The organism is Robinsoniella peoriensis (assembly GCF_000797495.1).
GTDB lineage: Bacteria > Bacillota > Clostridia > Lachnospirales > Lachnospiraceae > Robinsoniella > Robinsoniella peoriensis.
On record NZ_JTGN01000001.1, the window covers coordinates 87,461 to 105,038 of the forward strand.

At 41.0% G+C, this 17,578-nt stretch carries 17 protein-coding genes and 2 pseudogenes; 3 read left to right on the plus strand and 16 right to left on the minus strand.

Annotation, left to right across the window (positions count from 1 at the left end; genetic code table 11):
* Window positions 1-18 precede the first annotated feature (18 nt).
* The 3 genes from xseA to QR40_RS00400 all read right to left on the minus strand — a co-directional run bounded on the left by xseA (window position 19) and on the right by QR40_RS00400 (window position 2,180).
* Entirely contained in the window at window positions 19-1,293 is a 1,275-nt protein-coding gene (gene xseA / locus QR40_RS00390; RefSeq protein WP_044292879.1) for an exodeoxyribonuclease VII large subunit, read from the minus strand.
* Between the two features lie 8 nt (window positions 1,294-1,301).
* Window positions 1,302-1,700, minus strand: coding sequence for a transcription antitermination factor NusB (gene nusB, locus QR40_RS00395; protein ID WP_027293826.1), 399 nt, complete (start codon window positions 1,698-1,700; stop codon window positions 1,302-1,304).
* Between the two features lie 93 nt (window positions 1,701-1,793).
* On the minus strand, window positions 1,794-2,180 hold the full coding sequence (locus tag QR40_RS00400) for an Asp23/Gls24 family envelope stress response protein (RefSeq protein WP_027293825.1): 387 nt from the start codon (window positions 2,178-2,180) through the stop codon (window positions 1,794-1,796).
* Window positions 2,181-2,333: 153 nt separating this feature from the next.
* Here QR40_RS00400 and QR40_RS00405 point away from each other — a divergent pair, with 153 nt between their 5' ends.
* Complete coding sequence (locus QR40_RS00405) at window positions 2,334-2,933, plus strand: hypothetical protein (protein ID WP_027293824.1); 600 nt, start codon at window positions 2,334-2,336, stop codon at window positions 2,931-2,933.
* 38 nt (window positions 2,934-2,971) lie between these two features.
* Here the strand turns inward: QR40_RS00405 and QR40_RS32910 are convergent.
* Window positions 2,972-3,175 (minus strand): annotated as a pseudogene (locus QR40_RS32910) (DUF6783 domain-containing protein).
* Here QR40_RS32910 and QR40_RS32915 point away from each other — a divergent pair.
* Window positions 3,098-3,316, plus strand: a pseudogene (locus tag QR40_RS32915) (DUF6783 domain-containing protein); the annotation flags it as partial. The pseudogenes QR40_RS32910 and QR40_RS32915 sit on opposite strands and share 78 nt — an antisense overlap.
* On the opposite strand, the gene QR40_RS00410 reads toward QR40_RS32915, so the two are convergent.
* The 9 genes from QR40_RS00410 to spoIIIAA all read right to left on the minus strand — a co-directional run bounded on the left by QR40_RS00410 (window position 3,234) and on the right by spoIIIAA (window position 10,450).
* The gene (locus tag QR40_RS00410; RefSeq protein ID WP_081998779.1) at window positions 3,234-4,832 is read right to left on the minus strand and encodes a peptide chain release factor 3; all 1,599 of its coding nucleotides are present in this window, start codon (window positions 4,830-4,832) and stop codon (window positions 3,234-3,236) included. The pseudogene QR40_RS32915 and the gene QR40_RS00410 sit on opposite strands and share 83 nt — an antisense overlap.
* A gap of 205 nt (window positions 4,833-5,037) precedes the next feature.
* Entirely contained in the window at window positions 5,038-5,856 is an 819-nt protein-coding gene (locus QR40_RS00415; protein WP_027293822.1) for a SpoIIIAH-like family protein, read from the minus strand.
* Window positions 5,857-5,869: 13 nt separating this feature from the next.
* A complete protein-coding gene (locus tag QR40_RS00420) occupies window positions 5,870-6,448 on the minus strand; it encodes a hypothetical protein (RefSeq protein ID WP_027293821.1) in 579 nt (192 codons plus the stop codon).
* Between the two features lie 5 nt (window positions 6,449-6,453).
* Complete coding sequence (locus QR40_RS29360) at window positions 6,454-7,017, minus strand: stage III sporulation protein AF (protein WP_052377773.1); 564 nt, start codon at window positions 7,015-7,017, stop codon at window positions 6,454-6,456.
* Between the two features lie 21 nt (window positions 7,018-7,038).
* Window positions 7,039-8,181: a stage III sporulation protein AE gene (locus tag QR40_RS00430; protein ID WP_242858445.1), complete on the minus strand. Its 1,143-nt coding sequence runs from the start codon at window positions 8,179-8,181 to the stop codon at window positions 7,039-7,041.
* Between the two features lie 82 nt (window positions 8,182-8,263).
* The gene (gene spoIIIAD / locus QR40_RS00435) at window positions 8,264-8,650 is read right to left on the minus strand and encodes a stage III sporulation protein AD (protein WP_027293819.1); all 387 of its coding nucleotides are present in this window, start codon (window positions 8,648-8,650) and stop codon (window positions 8,264-8,266) included.
* 15 nt (window positions 8,651-8,665) lie between these two features.
* Entirely contained in the window at window positions 8,666-8,860 is a 195-nt protein-coding gene (spoIIIAC, locus tag QR40_RS00440) for a stage III sporulation protein AC (protein WP_027293818.1), read from the minus strand.
* A gap of 112 nt (window positions 8,861-8,972) precedes the next feature.
* Window positions 8,973-9,491 carry a stage III sporulation protein AB gene (locus QR40_RS00445; protein WP_027293817.1) on the minus strand — a complete coding sequence of 173 codons (519 nt, stop codon included), beginning with the start codon at window positions 9,489-9,491 and terminating at the stop codon, window positions 8,973-8,975.
* Entirely contained in the window at window positions 9,485-10,450 is a 966-nt protein-coding gene (gene spoIIIAA, locus QR40_RS00450) for a stage III sporulation protein AA (RefSeq protein WP_027293816.1), read from the minus strand. Before spoIIIAA ends, QR40_RS00445 begins: the two co-directional genes overlap by 7 nt.
* A gap of 1,453 nt (window positions 10,451-11,903) precedes the next feature.
* Between spoIIIAA and arcC the strand changes: the two genes are divergently transcribed.
* Window positions 11,904-12,836 (plus strand): carbamate kinase, encoded by a 933-nt coding sequence (gene arcC / locus QR40_RS00455; protein ID WP_027293815.1) that lies wholly within the window; start codon window positions 11,904-11,906, stop codon window positions 12,834-12,836.
* Window positions 12,837-12,893: 57 nt separating this feature from the next.
* Here the strand turns inward: arcC and QR40_RS00460 are convergent, their stop codons facing one another.
* Genes QR40_RS00460 through QR40_RS00470 form a run of 3 tightly spaced genes read right to left on the minus strand, consistent with a single transcriptional unit; the run spans window position 12,894 to window position 17,568 of the window.
* Window positions 12,894-14,168 (minus strand): MFS transporter, encoded by a 1,275-nt coding sequence (locus tag QR40_RS00460; protein ID WP_242858425.1) that lies wholly within the window; start codon window positions 14,166-14,168, stop codon window positions 12,894-12,896.
* A 2-nt stretch (window positions 14,169-14,170) separates the two neighbouring features.
* Complete coding sequence (locus QR40_RS00465) at window positions 14,171-15,787, minus strand: response regulator transcription factor (protein ID WP_044292884.1); 1,617 nt, start codon at window positions 15,785-15,787, stop codon at window positions 14,171-14,173.
* A complete protein-coding gene (locus tag QR40_RS00470; RefSeq protein WP_044292885.1) occupies window positions 15,787-17,568 on the minus strand; it encodes a sensor histidine kinase in 1,782 nt (593 codons plus the stop codon). Before QR40_RS00470 ends, QR40_RS00465 begins: the two co-directional genes overlap by 1 nt.
* Window positions 17,569-17,578 lie beyond the last annotated feature (10 nt).

A 17,578-nucleotide genomic window follows, 5' to 3' on the forward strand; every position in this document is an offset into this window, starting at 1 on the left:
TGGTCAAACTCCTGATTGTTATCGATAGTCCATCGGCTCTTTCTTTTTCACCTCTGCATCTATCCGTCCGTCAGTTACATATATCTTAAGCCTTTCTCCCTGCTCTACCTGCGTGATACTGCTCAGGGTACTTCCTTTATCATCTGTCGCATAAGCATATCCCTGATTCAGCTTTTCAAGGGGTGACAGGCCTTTCATCTTTTCTATATATATTCGAAACTGATGCCGCTTCTCCAAGAGGCGGTCATTCATCAGATTTTGTATTTTATCTTCTTTATCAATTAAAAACTGGCGCTTTTCCTGTAACTGGCTTTCCATTAGGCGCTTCAGTTTTTCTTCTTTTTCTGTCAATGCCCGGCGCTTTTCCTGAATCTGGTTCCGGGGACTTAAATAATTCAGCTTCAGCTGATACTTCGTAAGTCTCTCCTGATTTCTCACCAGCGACTCCTGCATTCTTCCATCCAGTCTTCTCTTATACTGCAGCAACTGTTCTTTTACGGCATATATGTCTGCCACTGCAAGCTCTGCTGCCGCAGAAGGAGTGGGCGCCCGAAGATCCGCCACATAATCTGCTATTGTAACATCGGTTTCATGTCCCACTGCCGAGATCACAGGCGTACGGCATTCAAAAATTGCACGGGCAACCTTTTCTTCATTAAATGCCCACAAATCCTCAATGGATCCGCCGCCTCTTCCTACGATAATAGTATCCACACCGCTTCTGTCCAAAGTATGGATGCCCTTAACAATACTGTCAGCTGCACCTTCCCCCTGAACCAGTGCCGGATATAAAATCAACTGGACATAAGGGTTCCTGCGGTAAGAGATATTCATAATATCACGGATTGCAGCACCGGTTGGAGCCGTTACGATCCCAATCTTTCTGGCAAACCCCGGAATTTCCTGCTTATATTCCGCCGCAAACATACCCATTTCTTCCAGTTCTTTTTTTAATGCCTCATACTTTTCATAGAGAAGCCCTGCCCCATCCAGAATAATTTCTCTGGCATAGAGCTGATACCTCCCGTCCCGTTCATATACACTGACGCTGCCCATGGCAATTACACGTTGTCCGTCTTTCATTGGAAACGCCAGCCCTTTTCTTGCACCTGCGAACATCACACAGGCCATTGTGCCCGTTTCATCCTTCAGAGAAAAATAGATATGCCCTGAAATGTGGTATTTACAGTTGGAAACCTCTCCTTTTACATAAATACGTGCCAGCATGAAATCCTGCGTAAACATATTTTTAATATACGCATTCACCTGGCCTACGGAATAAACATTCTGCATTTTATCTCCTATAAAGCTAGTTTAGCCAAAATTCCGTTAACAAATGCAGGTGAATCATCTCCACCGAATTTCTTTGCAAGTTCAACTGCCTCGTTAATGGCAACTCCTACGGGAATTTCTTCATCAAATTTCATTTCATATACTGCAAGACGTAGTATCGTCAGGTCCACTTTACCCATACGGGTGGTTTTCCAGCCTTCCGCGATCTGATCGATTGACGCATCAATTTCCGTTTCTTTCTCCAGGATCATTTGGTACTTTCCTTCAATATATTCCTGGTTCTTCTCTTCCACATCACCCAGATCCTCAAAGTAAATAGAAAGCTGCTGCTCCATTTCCTCTGCATCATGAAACTCCGTAAAAAACAGTAATTTAAATATGTGTTCTCGTAATTCTCTTCTGCCCATTATTTTTCCTCCGGGTCTTCCTTTTTCTCGTATCTTACCACAAATATTCTATCCATGCAAAAAAGGGATGTCCTGTCTCAGACATCCCACTGATTATTTGCGTTTTTCCATAGTCACGCCGGCAATTCTGACATTTACATCTGCCACGGTTAGTCCTGTCATATTTTCTATGGATGCTTTTACTTTTTCCTGAACTTTCTTACTGGTTTTTACGATACTGTAACCATAATCCAGGTTCAAAGTCATATCCACATTTACAATGCCATCCAGCACCGCAACCTTTACACCCTTTGATAAATTTTTCATTCCGAGCTTTCCTACCAGCTCTTTAGTAATATTTCCTTCCATGCTGGCTACACCTTCTACTTCTGTGGCTGCCAGTCCGGCAATAATTGCTACTACTTCATCAGCAATCTGAACCTGTCCGAAACTCTCATCTGTTGGTATATTATAACCGTATTGATTATCTTCTTTACTCATAATAACAACCTCCTACTCACGTTGTTCTATTACACTATGTTTATTATACCAAATTTTCTGATTTTTGCAAATGAAAATATTTTGCAGTTCTACTTGCCTATTTTCTCCTTTTCGCCTAAAATATAACCATACATATATGAGGAGGTACTATTCATGAAGAAAAAAGGACTATTAATTTTAATATTGACTTGTTTATCTCTTGGTATAACTGCATGCCAGAGGGATTCTTCCGGAGACACAGAAAAAACAACAGCTAAAACTGAAACCACAAAAAAGACTACTGCAAAAGAAACCCAGAAAAGCAGTAATACTTCTAAAAACAAAAAAAATACACCGATATTAAAAGGAGAAACAACCGCACCGGAAACAGAGCCTGTCACCACACCGCAGACTACTCCCGAGACAACGCCTCAGACAACGGAAGCTGTGACTCAGGAAGCAACTACCGAAACACAATCCCAGACAAGTTCTGCTAATACCACAGAATCATCCGTAAGCATCCCAACCGATGCGGATGCCCAGTGCCAGTACTGCGGCGAGTGGTTCTCCACCATACAGGATGAAAGCGGTACAAGCCCTTATGGCCGCCATGTGGCCCAGGAAGGCAATAATTATGACATCACGGAAAACCAGCAGGATAGCACTGCACAGTGCCCATATTGCGGCGGTTGGTTTTCTACGGTTCCCCAGGGAGATGCCTGGAGTGCATTTGATTCCCATGTTCTTGAGGAAAAGCAGTCACAGGAGTATTAAAAATCTGTGCCCGTCCAGCTTCGGGGATAGAAAATTTTTCATAACAGACCAGGTACGGCCGGACAGAAATTTAACTTCTGCCTAGCAGGAGCACTAGAGCGTGTTTGAAAATTCATTCCTGCCATCTGCACGCCCCACTTTGCGGCATATTTGCCCCGAATTCAGGTTACGTAGCCCGCTACGCGCCCTTCATCCGGGACAAATCTCCCACAAACTGTGACGCACAGCTGCCAGAAAGCAATTTTAAAACACGCTCTAGAGCCTCCCGACGTAAACGCCGGGAGGCTCTAGTATTTTTACTTAGGATCTTCCGAATTCTGAGAGCACAAGCCCTTCATTTCTCTCCTGGGTCATTCGGATACTCCAGGAATTTACCCAGATAAGCAGTGGATTACCTTTCAGGTCTTTGATCTTCTTCATATCAGAAGTGCCAATCAGTTTCGTCATATCATAATCTTTATTCTCGATCCAGCGGATATGTTCGTAAGGCAGAGTTTCCATACGGATTTCCACATTGTACTCATTTTCCAGACGGTATTTTAATACTTCAAATTGCAGGACACCTACTACCCCCACAATGATCTCTTCCATACCGGTGTTAAATTCCTGAAAGATCTGAATCGCACCTTCCTGGGCAATCTGATTGATTCCCTTCACAAACTGCTTTCTCTTCATGGTATCCACCTGGCGTACCCGTGCAAAATGCTCCGGCGCAAAGGTAGGGATTCCTTCATATGCAAATTTTTTCCCCGGCATACAGATGGTATCTCCGATTGAAAAAATACCCGGGTCAAATACGCCGATGATATCTCCTGCATATGCTTCATCCACAATGTGGCGTTCCTGTGCCATCATCTGCTGTGGCTGGGAAAGGCGCAGCTTTTTCTCACCCTGCACATGATAAACTTCCATACCCGCATCGAATTTACCGGAACAGATACGCATAAATGCAATCCTGTCCCGATGTGCCTTATTCATATTCGCCTGAATTTTAAACACAAATGCTGAAAAATCTTCCGACATCGGATTTACTTCTCCAATGTCTGCATTTCTGGGAAGGGGAGAACTTGTCATCTTTAAAAAGTGCTTTAAAAAAATCTCAACTCCAAAATTCGTCAAAGCAGATCCAAAGAATACCGGGGATAATTCGCCCTTGCTTACCAGATCCTGATCAAACTCAGCACTGGCTCCATCCAAAAGCTCTACTTCCTCCAGAAGCTGTTCTTTATTTTCCGTACCAATAAAGGCTTCCAACTGGGGATCATCCAGATCGTATTCTCTGGTTTCTCCTTCTTTTGTTCCCTTCTCTGTATCTGTAAACGTGGTTACTTTATGGCTTGTACGCTCGTAAACACCCTTGAAGTTTTTACCGGAACCAATCGGCCAGTTTACCGGGCAGGTTGCAATTCCCAGTTCCTTTTCAATGTCATCTAATAATTCAAATGTATCGTTTGCATCTCTGTCCATCTTGTTGATAAATGTAAAGATGGGGATATGACGCATCACACATACTTTAAAAAGCTTTCTGGTCTGTGCCTCCACACCTTTGGAAGCATCGATTACCATAACTGCGGAATCCGCCGCCATCAGTGTACGATAGGTATCTTCCGAGAAATCCTGATGTCCCGGTGTATCCAGAATATTGATACAGAAACCGCCGTAATTAAACTGCAGTACAGAGGAAGTTACCGAAATACCCCTTTCCTTTTCTATTTCCATCCAGTCTGACACCGCATGTCTGGAAGTCGCTTTTCCTTTTACGGAACCGGCTAAATTAATTGCTCCTCCATAAAGCAGGAACTTTTCCGTCAATGTAGTCTTACCAGCATCCGGATGTGAAATGATGGCAAAGGTTCTTCTTTTCTTTATTTCATTTGTTATATTGTTACCCACGGTAATTCCTCCATATATATCTATTTTCACTGATCGTGTCTGAAAATTGCTCGTATCAGGATGTGCTTTCCAATTTGAGGCAGTTTTTGACAGCCACTAGTGCATCCCGGCGTAAATACGTCGGGATGCACTAGCTATTTTAACAAGGTTCTTGTCAACTGTCAATCAGGGAAGACAGACTTTTTTCAGTCTGGCTCCCCTTGATAATACACTATTCACTCTGCGTCATAGGTGTAATTACAATATTTTCTCCGGCGATGTTTGTTTTACGTTTTACAATATCTTCGATCTGGGCTCTCTGAGAATCAGAGATTTCTGCCATACCGATAACAACATCTGCTTTATCATCTGTAATGCTGACAACGGAATTCTTAAATCCTTTTGCTTCCAGCATCAGTTCTGCTGCTGCTTCACGTTCTGTGATATCCGTCATAGCTGTCATATCATCAATTGCATTTTGTTTCTGGTCCTGGCTGATGCTTTCGTTGTTTATAACGCCAAGAAGAGTTTCTTTATTTTTAGCACGAACCTGTTCTCTGGACAGTTTGGCCTCTGCAGCAAATCCGGAACTGGTAGCTGAACTTGTAAGAACTGCTTCCCCTGGTGTATCGCTGATTTCGCCTTCTGCTGTTTCAATGCTGGCATCTGATGAAGCCGTGTCGGCCGATGCAGTGTCTTCTGATGAGAGATCAGCTGAAGCGGTATTGGAATCAGATGTATCTGCCAAAGCCGTTCCATCCGTAGAAATGTCTGCGGATGCACTCTCAGTTCCCGTTGTAATGTCTGCAGATGCACTGTCGCTTGATACGTCTTCCAAATCCTGATCCAGGCTTGGAATGTCCACTAATGCACTCTCATTTTTCATCTCACTTTCCGTTTCCTTCTGGCTTACTACCCCATTTTTATCAAGTGCAGATTGTGTGGCATCCTTGCCAAGCTTATTTCCCGAGTAGTTTAAGTACCCTGCAACTGCAATCATGACTGCAAGTGCCGTAATAATAATTTGATTCTTCTTAAAAATATGTTTCACACTTTCCCCCTCCTTAATTCATCTTCATTACTTTGATTTTATGCGCGTCGATATCAAATAATGACATAACTGCCTCAGTAATATTATTAACTGTCACCGGATCACCTCCGCCCTCTGCCACGATCAGTACTCCCGCAATTTCCGGTTCCAATTCTTTTACTACATATGGAACCTGGTTTCCATTTTCGTCTTTTTCATAGACAGTTTCTTCCCCCGTTACATTTTCCATAGTGGAACGGATTCCCCCTTCACTGTCCTTCTCTTCCGTATTTTTATCTGTTACCGGCGAGTCTTTTTCCACAATTTTCTCTTTTGAAGATTTCTGCGTAAGCATTACCTCTACTTTACCCACCCCTTCCACCTTGCTCAGTGTCTGTACAAGCCGCCCTTGCAGAACATCCAGATCATCTTTCTTTGTGGTATTTGTAAGTCCTGACGTATTTTCAGTAGTCGGAACGGACGGCGTACTATTTTTATCCTGTGTTGGAATTGCAATAACCAGAAGCAGCACCCCCGCCAGCAGGGCAATCAGAAGATGGTCTTTATTCATATGTTTTAATTTTTCAATAATCGGCCCTAATCCTTTTCCCATGTGAACTACTCCCGTACATCAATATTTATATGTCCAACCGGTATCTGATATACTTCCTCAATCTCTTTTTTTATACTTTTCACAGCTTCATTCTCCTTTCCATCCCCTTTTGCTGCCTGTCCCACGTGAATATCAATTTTTGTATTCTTTTTGGAAATCACCAGATCGGCAGATTCAATACCGACGATACTTTCTCCATCCTTCTGATATTCCAGCGAAGTAGAAACCGGATAATACTCATGTTGGATCACGATCTGTTCGACCTGCCTCTTTATTTCTGTTGAAAAAGCCTGTTCGATCTTATCTGATTTTAAACCCTCCAGTCCCTCTTTTGCTGTCTTTACATTATCCAGTTCCTCCTTAAGCCCCTCAATGCGCAGTGCCTGGTCAAAAGATTCCGACATATTTGTAAGGTTAGCAAGTGGTGCCATAACCAGTATTACCAGCAGGATGCCGCCAATGAACCGTACATACCGTTTAAAGCCTTCATTTGGCACAATATGAAGGATCACATTAAAGACACAGAGATAGCAGGCAATATTGCGCACCCAGGTATAAATCCCGGACATTCCTTCACCTCCCTATAAACGCTACAATCCCCGAATGGACGCAGTTACCATTGCCAGCGTAATTAAGAATAACGCCCCGGCAGTAAACAGGATTCTCACAAGAAGTGCCGCCCCATCTCCTATACTGGCAATACAGTCAATCATCCGCTTGTCCGAAATAGGCTGTATCACTGCACTTAACAGCTTGTACATAAAGGTACCTATCACCAGCTTGACTAAGGGCATCAGGCAGATTATCAATACTGCAATCAGTCCTGCAACACCTACAGCATTTTTGACCAGCACTGCTGACCCCACCACCACCTCAGAAACTGCATTGAACACATTTCCGATAACAGGAATTGCCCCGGAAGTTTTATGCAAAAGGGTATTTTTAAGAGAATCCACTGCCGGCATGATCAGACACTGTACTGTCTGTATCCCAATCACAGCTCCCAAAAGCGTTTTTAATACCCAGGAAATCATTAAATTTAATAATTCTGCCATTTTTGATAAATACTCTTCTTTTGCCAGATGATTTAATAAAAGGAAAAGCACATACAGATTTACTCCCGGCAGCAGCAGATATTTTAAAACCCACTGAATCACAGTAATCAGAATCAGCGTCAATTCATAAAATCCAGCTGCAGTTATGGAACCAGCTGCAAAAGTGGCTGCTACAAAATAAGCGGGGAGCAGTACCTTCATGAAATTCAGAACCTGTCCCAGTGTGTCCATTGTCAATTGGCTCATATCCCAAAATGCCTTAATCAAAACCGTGAACAGCAGAAGATACATCATATAAAAGCTAATATCCGCTATCTGGCTTTTTTCAAATACCCCGGTAAAATTTGTAAAAATAGCTGCCGCTATAGCGATCATTATGATATGCATCATAGTTGATTTATACTGATTTAACTCTGCAAAAAATGCTTCTTTTACAATTTGCAGGATACTGGACGGCGTCATGGGCATTTCCCCTTTTATCAGCTTCCCAAGTGCATCCTTAAAATCAAATTTTGTATCCCCCAGTATGTTGTCCAGCGTAGATTCAATTTCATTTAAATCCAGCTCGTCCAAATAGGACTCCTGCAATTCCTCTTCTTTCGCTTCTGCTTGTACCACCATGGATGTCCCAAGGAAGAGGAGGCCGATTAAGGTCAGGACAAACCAGAATTTTTTCATCACCCCCATACTCCTCCTTCCAGAGCGTGTTTGGAAATTGCTTTCTGACAGGTGAGTGCAGAAATAAATTTACAAACAGGCTCTAACTCATAAAATCATGAATCGTGTCTAAAAGCGCCATTAACACCGGAGCACTTACCACAAAAATGGAGATCTTTCCAAAGATTTCAATTTGCCCGGCAATTGCCGAGTATCCGGCATCTTTGCAGACATTTGAGGAAAAATCAGCGATATAGGTAATGCCGATTATTTTAAGTAAGATACTCAGGTAAGAATCTTTCAATGCAATATAATTTTTCAACGTCTCCAGGGTCTGGGTCAAAAAGGTTAGTTTTTCAATTGCATAGAAAAATATTAATATGCATGTTGCCATACTGATAAATACGGCAAACTGGGGCTTTACATCTTTGATAAACAGAGCTGTCAGAATTCCTGCTATCCCAAGAATTCCTATTTTCATCATATCCATTACCGATGCACCCCCTTAAAGCGCAAACAGACTCTTAATTGTTTCAAATAATTGATTAATATAAGGCAGTATCCAGAAAAGCACCAGCACCAGTCCGGCAAGACTAGTCAAAAATGCGTGTTCTTCCCTTCCACTATGCTTTAGTACCTGGCTGAGTACCGAAACCAGAATTCCGACCGCCGCAATTTTAAATATTAAATTTACACTCATCTTTTTCCCCTCACCTTCATCTGCTGATACACCGTTTTCTAATCAAAACGAAGTACCTGGCTTTTTGACCCTGCCTATATTCCATAATATGTGCCATACTGCCGGCACGCTGTCAGATTAAGATGATTGCCAGAAACAGCCCTCCCATCACGCCAAGGCAGTGATAAACCCTTGATTTATTCTGGTAATTCTGCCTGGCTTGTATACAATTTTCATTTAACTGCTCTAAATACAAGTCAATGTTTCTAAGCTGCATGTCAATATCCAGATAGCCCAGATGGCTTCCCACCGTTTTCAATTGTTCCAGATCCTCTTTTGCAAGGTAGCAGTGCTCCAGCTTTAAATCCACCCCCTCTTCAAAAATCCTGGAAAGGCTTCTTCCATCCCGCTTCTCCATTTCCTCTGACAGATATTGCAGAAACCCCTGAAACAACGGGCCTGATCGTTGTCCCACTTTGCCAAACCCTTCTGCCAGCGGTGTTTTTCCATATTTTATTTCTCCCTGCAGCATTACAAACATACGCTTTAGCTCAGTTAACTGCACTACCCTCTTCTCCAGGTCTTTGCTCATTGAAAAACCAATCGCCGAGGATGTTGCGATTACCATACCTATTCCCAGCATCTTCAGCATGAAAGTACCTCCTTTTCATACAGCCTTGTCCCACGTTCATCAAATATTTCTTTGACCTTGCCTATCTGTTTGTAGTTGTGTAGAATAATATATCTTTCAAATACCCGTTCTAGAACCAGTTTTTGAAGTAATGGTTTTCTTTTTACATCTTCAATGGAACTTCCATGCACCGTAGCCAGCAGCTTACAGCCGCAATGTATCACGGATTCAATGGCATGAATATCCTCATAGTCTCCAATTTCATCCACGGCAATAATTCTGGGAGACATAGAACGCACCAGCATCATCATCCCCTCCGCTTTTGGGCAGCAGTCCAGCACATCTGTCCGGATACCCAGATCATTTTGGGGCACTCCAAGATATGCTCCTCCAATTTCCGACCGTTCGTCTACTACCCCAATCGTACTCCCCTGAAAATAAGAAGTCCCATTGGAAAGCTGCCTGATCATATCCCTTAATAAGGTTGTCTTTCCGCACCTGGGCGGAGAGATAATCAGCGTATGGCAGATTTCATCCCCCTGTATTACATAAGGAAGCACTTCTGTTGCGCATCCCTTTATCTGATGTGACAAACGGACATTTATAAAAGAAATATACTTCACACTTTTAATCCTTTCCCCATCCATAATAATTTTTCCTGCTATTCCAACCCGATGCCCGCCCTGTATTGTAATAAATCCCTGCTTCAATTCATCTTCAAAAGCATATAGGGAATAATTTGAAATATATTCCATCGTCTCAAGAAGTTCTTTCTTCTGAACCATGTAGCCATCTGCTTCCCTTGTACTTAACCGTCCCTTACCGGAAACGAAATACTCTCTGCCCGCACAGGTAATCAACAGCGGCTTATCAACTCTTAGTCTGATCTCCTGGAGTTTTTCAAAATCAACATCTATCTTCTGTAAAATGTCCCGGATTCCCGTCGCAAAAATTCTAACGAAATCATCTTTTCCTTTCATGCCCTCACCCCTTTTAACCAATATATGAGGTTGTACATGAAATATACCTTTAGGAAAATTTTTTTATTCCATCCGCAAAAAAAGCCGCAAAGAGTTTCCCCCTTACAGCTTTATACTTCCCGATCACCGGCAAAGCCCCGCTTTTTGTAAATATATATCAGAACGCAAAAAAATAGGAACGAGCATCAACTATACATCACCTTGTTGATACTCGTCCCTAATGAACTTCAATCATTCTTTTACCTCTTTTTCATCTTTGTAATCTTATTCGTCGACTTTTCTCAATTACAATTTCTAAGGTTTTGATTATACCTTAATTCTCCGTTTAAAACTCTTACATTTTAAACTTCTTTTGTTTAAAATCATTCTGTTTTAAACTTCTGTTGTTTAAATTCCTCGCTTTCTAAGTTTTCATAAAATTCTTAAACTACTTCTGGTTCTGATACTTCATTTCAAACCACTTTGTTAAAATACTTATTTAAACATTTGCTTTTTAAGTATTGGCTCTTAACTCTTCATCCAAAACCTCTGATCATTTACACCCTGATCAAAAATATTAAATTACTTCCTAAAAACTCCAATCTCTTAAACGATTCGTCTAAATTCTTCTACTTCAACTACAATTGCTTAAAACTGCTCACTTCAAACCTCTTGCTGCTTAAAACCTTTTAATTCTTTTTACTTAAATAACTTCTTTTAAACTTCTTCTGTTTAAAACTGTTAACTTTAAACTCTTTTGATTCTGAAAGCTGACGCTTTCAAATCGGTTTGTTACATGATTAAAACTTTCTACCTCTTAACCATTTGTTTCTTGAGCTCTTAAAACTTTATATACATTGCTTACAATGTCATCCGTTCTTGGTTACTTCTGTGTTTTACAAAAGCAACTGCGCTTAATATTTTGGTGGTCCATACCTCGCTTTCTTAGATTATATCATTTAAACTTACATCTGTTCTCTTCTGTACTTTGTATTTGGTTTACCACATCTGTATACTGCTTGCTTTCGCTTTTGTTTCTACATTTGCTTATCAACATCTACTTTTCCATTCGTTTCACTTTTGTAAATTAAAATGTTAAGATTAAGTTCCCATGGGACTCTCCTCCTTAGTTAATTAAGTTTTAATTGATCTTTTATCTTTTTGTTGTCTTCATTATATTCCCCATAGTCCAATTTGTCAACCTCTTTTTTATATTTTTTTATATTAATTTTTTATGCTTTGTTTTTGTGTTAATTATCTGATAATTTTAAATTATTCTAATATTTTATATTTTATATCTTACACAGAAAAGAACAGTTCTTGTTGATATAACCCATTCCAATACCACTGCACCGTAAAAGTTTATCCCAACCTTCTTTTGAAAAATATTGCTTTTTCCCTCCCCTAACTATATAATAGAATATAAGTTTACGGAGTGAAACAAAGAATACAGATTGAAAGAGGTAACTGAATTATGAAGAAAAAGGTTGTTATTGCACTTGGCCATAAAGCGCTTGGCACTACATTTCCGGATCAAAAGATTGCAGTTAAAAATTCTGCCAAGATCCTTGCTGATTTAATAGAAGAAGGATGCCAGCTGGTAATTTCTCACAGTAATGCTCCCCAGGTAGGGATGATCCATACAGCCATGAATGAATTCGGGAAGGTTCATGAGGATTATACACAGGCTCCTATGTCCGTATGCTCTGCCATGAGCCAGGGATATATTGGATATGATTTACAGAATGCAATCCGTGCAGAGTTAATTAAACGCGGTATTTTCAATACGGTAAGCACGATTCTCACACAGGTTCTGGTGGATCCTTATGACGATGCTTTTTATAATCCCGTTAAGGTAATCGGACGTTATCTTACTGCGGAAGAAGCAGAAGAAGAAGAAAAGAAGGGCAACTATGTTATCGAAGAACCCGGCAAGGGTTTCCGCAGAATTGTTGCGGCTCCAAGACCTAAGGATATTATTGAAATCGATGCCATTAAAGCCCTTGTAAATGCCGGCCAGATCGTAATCGCATGCGGCGGCGGCGGTATTCCGGTACTGGAACAGGGCAGCGAGCTCAAAGGTGCCAGCGCAATTATTGAAAAAGATTATGCAGCCGGAAAATTAGCTGAACTGATTGACGCTGACGCATTGATCATCTTAACAAACGAAGAATATGTCTGCATTGATTATAAATCCGATGCACCGAAGGAACTCCACCGGATTAGTTCTGCAGAAGCACAGGAACACATTGACCATCATGAATTCGGTGAGGCTGCCATGCTTCCTAAAATTCGGGCATCCATTGATTTTGTTGCATCCGGCAATGACCGCAAGGCAATTATTACAAATATGGAACATGCCTGTGATGCTTATCTTGGTAAGACGGGTACTGTTATCACAAAATAATATAAATTAATATTAATCACAAAAGGGGCATGCGTCAAAGCATGTCCCTTTTCTCCGTTATTCACTTGCAATCTTTTTATTGCGAAACAGCATACACATTATTAGTGCTAAGAAGGTGATTCCAAGCCAGCTTAAAATTGTATTGTCCCAGCCTGTTTGCTGTACCAGAATCCCGATTGTAAATGTAGAAATGGCACAGCCCAGATATGCCATGGAATTCAGGAAACCGGATACGGTTGAGACCCTTCCTGCTTTTTCAAACCTTAAAGGAAGAAGATTTACGAAGACCGTATTTACAGCCATCATAGATGCTGTAATGACGGATAATAAAATAACGGTAAGTATCAATGACTTACTGCCAAAGAGCCACAGACAAAGCAGTGATACCGTTGCTGCCATGAAGAAGCATGCTGCTGTCTTTGTCTCCTGCTTTTTCCATTTTCGGTACAGATACTGAGCCGCATAAGCACCTGTCAGATTAATAACAGGCAGAATGGTTGTCACCAGAATTGAAAGTGCCGGGGATGTCAGAAAGGTTTCGCTGATATAAGTAGGAACCCAGGAGGTTACACCGTCTTTTAAAACCCCATGTACAATTACCGGAATCAGAATGACAAGAATTCCGCTTCCTGCCAAAATCCTGTGAAAGGCAACCTGCGGCTTTTGTATATTATTCCGATTATTATCTTCTTTCTCAACGTCCACACCAAATTCCCTGGAAAACTTTTCTATTTTTCGAAATTTAATATCCCATAAAAGTGCCGCTGCTATAAGCAATGCTGCTGCTGCAAAAAACACCCCATGCCAGCCATTCAGGTAAATTACGGCAGCAGACAGCAGATAGGACGCCAGCGTTCCCAGTGCCTGCGTGGATATAATGTTAATACAAAAACGGAGTTTCGTTTTTTCTTCTAACATTTCTGCAAAAATGCGGATAATGGGCGGCCATATCATAGACTGGGCATAACCATTTATACACCAGACTAGCCCCATGATACCAAAATCAGCAAAACATCCCATAACAAGATTTGCTACCCCCGAAATTGACAACCCTAAAAAAATCATTTTTCTGGGATTTACTTTGTCCCCCAGGAATCCGTTTAACAGCTGCCCGATTCCATATGCAAAGAAGTAAGTCATACTGATAAATCCTGCCTGGGATTTTGAAAGTACTGCTTCTTTGATCATGACCGTCATGGCTGAGGAATAGTTGAGCCTCCCCAGATAGGACGTAAAATAGGCAATCCAGCATAATACAAACAACATGGTTGTCATTCGCACATCTGCTATTTTCTTATATTTATGCAATGTAATTCCTCCCTGATACATCATTTTTACCTGTTCTGCTGCCGGTATTGCAGAGGCGTTAGCCCTGTGGACTTTTTAAACACCCGGAAAAAATACTGACTGTCCTCATACCCCACTTTCTTTGCGATTTCTACAACGCTTTTATCTGTTTCCACCAGATATTCCCTTGCCTTTTTGATTCTAAATTCCGTAATATAATTTACGGTTGACTGCTTTAGTTCTTTCTTAAATACGGAGGAAAAATAATTGGGGCTCATCCCATATCGTTCCGCCAGTTCATTTATAGCTATATTCTCATTATAATTTTCCTGTATGTACTGAATTGCCAGCATGATTTTATTCCTGGCATTGGTATCTACAGCGCCTTCGTTCTGCATGCATTCCATTACCACATTGATGAGATAGCCCTCCATTTCTTCCACGCTGTGAAGCTCATCCAATATGCTGAAACTGGAAAGAAGCTTTTCCATGCTTTTGGGATTATGGATGCCTTTTGAATTGAAGTTACGCAGAACCATATTTAAGATCCTCACCCACATGACCCGGATGTAAGTCACGTTATATTTGAATAGTTTTTCTTCCGAAAATATTTCGTGAATCAGGGTCTGGATATTACCAATATCGTGCCTTTCGATATAGTGATACAGCATATTTAATGCAGCCGTGGGAAATTGTTCTGCACTGAATATCCTGGCATCTTCATAGAAATAAATGTTAGAGGTTCCATAGACAAGCCTTTGCTTTAATGCCTCCATCGCTTCGTTTTTACTGGCTGCAGATAAATGCAGCGTACTTTTGCTTAATCCCATGGTCAGAAAAATATCCATCTGCTTTTCAAAAATATTTTGCAGTTTCAGGAAAATCTGCTCTATTTCATTTCGCAAAAGCTTTTCTCTTTCTAACGAAAATACTGCAAAGAGCTGATTATAATTTGACAGGTTATTCACCATTACTTTGTCACAGGCGGAAACGATTTCGGAGAATACATTTCTGATGGAGAACCGGATTAATTCAATATCTTCATGCCCAAATTTGCTGCCGGAATAGCTTCTCCCGTCAATATTTATAATTCCAAGAAAATGCAAACAGCCCGAGCTGAAAAAACGGGGATGGTCACTTTTTAGCATTTCATAAAGGAGCCCTTTCTCTTCAGTCTCCATCACCTGTTTGCTGACCAGCGCATGTATGCCTTTTTCCAGTGTATACTGCTCTTTCTCTTTTTGCAGTTTGGTCTGGCTGGATATGGTATTGCGTATCATCTCATCTTCCTGCAGTGATTGTATGGTTTTTTCCATAACCTTTTTCAGTTCATCATTGGACAACGGCTTTAGAAGATAAGCTTTTGCCCCCAGGGAAATTGCCTGTTCCGCATAGGCGAACTCCGCATAACCGCTTAAGATGATAAATTTCATATGGGGATACAGCGGCTTTGCTTTTTCTATAAATGTCAGCCCGTCCATATCCGGCATATGGATATCTGTCACTACGATTTCCACACTTTTTTCCTGAAGAATCGTCAGGGCCTCCTGCCCGGATGAAGCTTCCAGAATTTCCTCAAATTCCAGGTTTAAATACTTTAATCTGGCAAGAAAACCTTTTCTGATTAGCTCTTCGTCATCGATAATCAATAGTCGGTAGTTCATTACATATCTCCTCCCCTTTGTATTAATGGCAGCCGAATGCAAAACCGGCTTCCCTGATATGGCATGCTATCAATGGATATCCCATATTCATTCCCACACGATAATTGTATCCTCTGATTTACATTGCGGATCCCAATGCTTTTTTTATTATCCTGTACCTCTTTCGGCTCATTGATAAAAGCATTTAAATCCCGTACCCGTTCTTCATCCATCCCAACTCCGTCATCTTCAATAACAATGAGCAATGCCTCCTTTTCCCTGCGTATCGAGATCTCAAGGGTCCCTTTTGATGTCAGATTCCCCAACCCATGTACAATCGCATTCTCTACAATCGGCTGTAAAATAAACCGCAGAATCATGTAACGATCCACATCTGCCTCCACATTATAAAAGACTTCAAAGCGTTCGTTATAACGTATTTTCTGAATAAATATATAATTCTGTGTATGATGCAGTTCCTGGGCAATTGTTACAAATTCTCCGTAATTTTTACCCAGACTGTAACGGAAGATTTCGCCCAGCTTCTCACACATATCACATACCACAAACGCCTGATTGACTGCAGCGATTGAGCTGATCGTCTCCAGTGTATTGTATAGAAAATGCGGATTAATCTGAAGCTGCAGATTACGCAGCTGTGTTTCTTTATTTTCCAACTGCTGTATATAGTTTTTTCGAATCAGCTTTTCCAGTTTTTTCAGCATATGGCTGAATTGTTTGTCCAGATAAGCGATTTCATCACTACCGGCAATGGGCTCTGTAATGGTAAGGTCGCCGGTCTCCGCAACTTTAATTTTTTGTACCAGCGCCCCAACCCTTGCAGAAAAACGGTATGTGAATAAGTATGAAAAAAATAATATTGCCAGGATAACCAGCAGTAAAAGGGGGATCACCAGAAGCTGTATCTCTCCTTTTTTCTCCATAAGTTCACTGTTTGCAAATAAGAACAGAATGTTCATTCCATATTCTTCTAATGAGGTACTGGCTACCACATAGTCTGATATGGTATGGATTTTGCCGTTATGATACTGTTCTCCATCTGCCTGACGCTTTAAAAATTCCGAGAGAACTTCCCCTTTATTCTGGTCTGAATCATAGAGGGCTTTGCCGTCTGCACCATATACGATAACATCAAAATTACTTTTATCATTTTCCCAGTTCTTACCGGGGGAAAACAGACGTTCCATAAATATATCAAGTTTTACGATTCCAATATCTTTTTTTGTGTAATTAAGCAGGTCTATCTTTTCTATTTCCCGCAGAATGGACAAGATCGTCTGACCTTTTCCAGCAGACAGGTAAGTAAACCAGCCTTCATTCAGAGCTTTTTTATTACGGTACCAGGACTCTTTTTTTGCTGCTTCTATCATGGTAGCTTTGTTGCCATACACAGGGTTCTCAGCGATTTTGGAATAAATCATACAGTTTCGTATCTCACTGGGACGGTCCAGCAGCAGCGATTTCGTTACCTCTGTGCTGATTTCCTGTCCCTTCTTGTATGGACTCTTTGCCGCCGATGAATTTGTGAGGGTGTCCAGTATTATGGTATTATTCGCGATAAAATCCAGGCTGTTCTGGTATTGCAGCATTTTTTCTTCAATATTTTTCATATACTGTGCTGTAATTTGTTCGTGTGAATTAACCAGATCCCCTACGATCAGCCGCTCTATTTTCTGAAACAGAAAGCCGGTGATTAATATGATCGGTACTACGCTGATCACGATAGTGAAAGAAACCAGCTGTTTAAATATGGAATAACTGTAAATTTTTTTACTTTTCATCTGTCTGCCC

Coding starts and splice junctions, on each gene's coding strand:
- xseA (WP_044292879.1), bottom strand. CDS start 1,293: ATGCAGAATGTTTATTCCGTAGGCCAGGTGAATGCGTATATTAAAAAT.
- nusB (WP_027293826.1), bottom strand. CDS start 1,700: ATGGGCAGAAGAGAATTACGAGAACACATATTTAAATTACTGTTTTTT.
- QR40_RS00400 (WP_027293825.1), bottom strand. CDS start 2,180: ATGAGTAAAGAAGATAATCAATACGGTTATAATATACCAACAGATGAG.
- QR40_RS00405 (WP_027293824.1), top strand. CDS start 2,334: ATGAAGAAAAAAGGACTATTAATTTTAATATTGACTTGTTTATCTCTT.
- QR40_RS00420 (WP_027293821.1), bottom strand. CDS start 6,448: ATGGGAAAAGGATTAGGGCCGATTATTGAAAAATTAAAACATATGAAT.
- QR40_RS29360 (WP_052377773.1), bottom strand. CDS start 7,017: ATGTCCGGGATTTATACCTGGGTGCGCAATATTGCCTGCTATCTCTGT.
- QR40_RS00430 (WP_242858445.1), bottom strand. CDS start 8,181: ATGAAAAAATTCTGGTTTGTCCTGACCTTAATCGGCCTCCTCTTCCTT.
- spoIIIAD (WP_027293819.1), bottom strand. CDS start 8,650: ATGGATATGATGAAAATAGGAATTCTTGGGATAGCAGGAATTCTGACA.
- spoIIIAC (WP_027293818.1), bottom strand. CDS start 8,860: ATGAGTGTAAATTTAATATTTAAAATTGCGGCGGTCGGAATTCTGGTT.
- QR40_RS00445 (WP_027293817.1), bottom strand. CDS start 9,491: ATGCTGAAGATGCTGGGAATAGGTATGGTAATCGCAACATCCTCGGCG.
- spoIIIAA (WP_027293816.1), bottom strand. CDS start 10,450: ATGAAAGGAAAAGATGATTTCGTTAGAATTTTTGCGACGGGAATCCGG.
- arcC (WP_027293815.1), top strand. CDS start 11,904: ATGAAGAAAAAGGTTGTTATTGCACTTGGCCATAAAGCGCTTGGCACT.
- QR40_RS00460 (WP_242858425.1), bottom strand. CDS start 14,168: ATGATGTATCAGGGAGGAATTACATTGCATAAATATAAGAAAATAGCA.
- QR40_RS00465 (WP_044292884.1), bottom strand. CDS start 15,787: ATGAACTACCGACTATTGATTATCGATGACGAAGAGCTAATCAGAAAA.
- QR40_RS00470 (WP_044292885.1), bottom strand. CDS start 17,568: ATGAAAAGTAAAAAAATTTACAGTTATTCCATATTTAAACAGCTGGTT.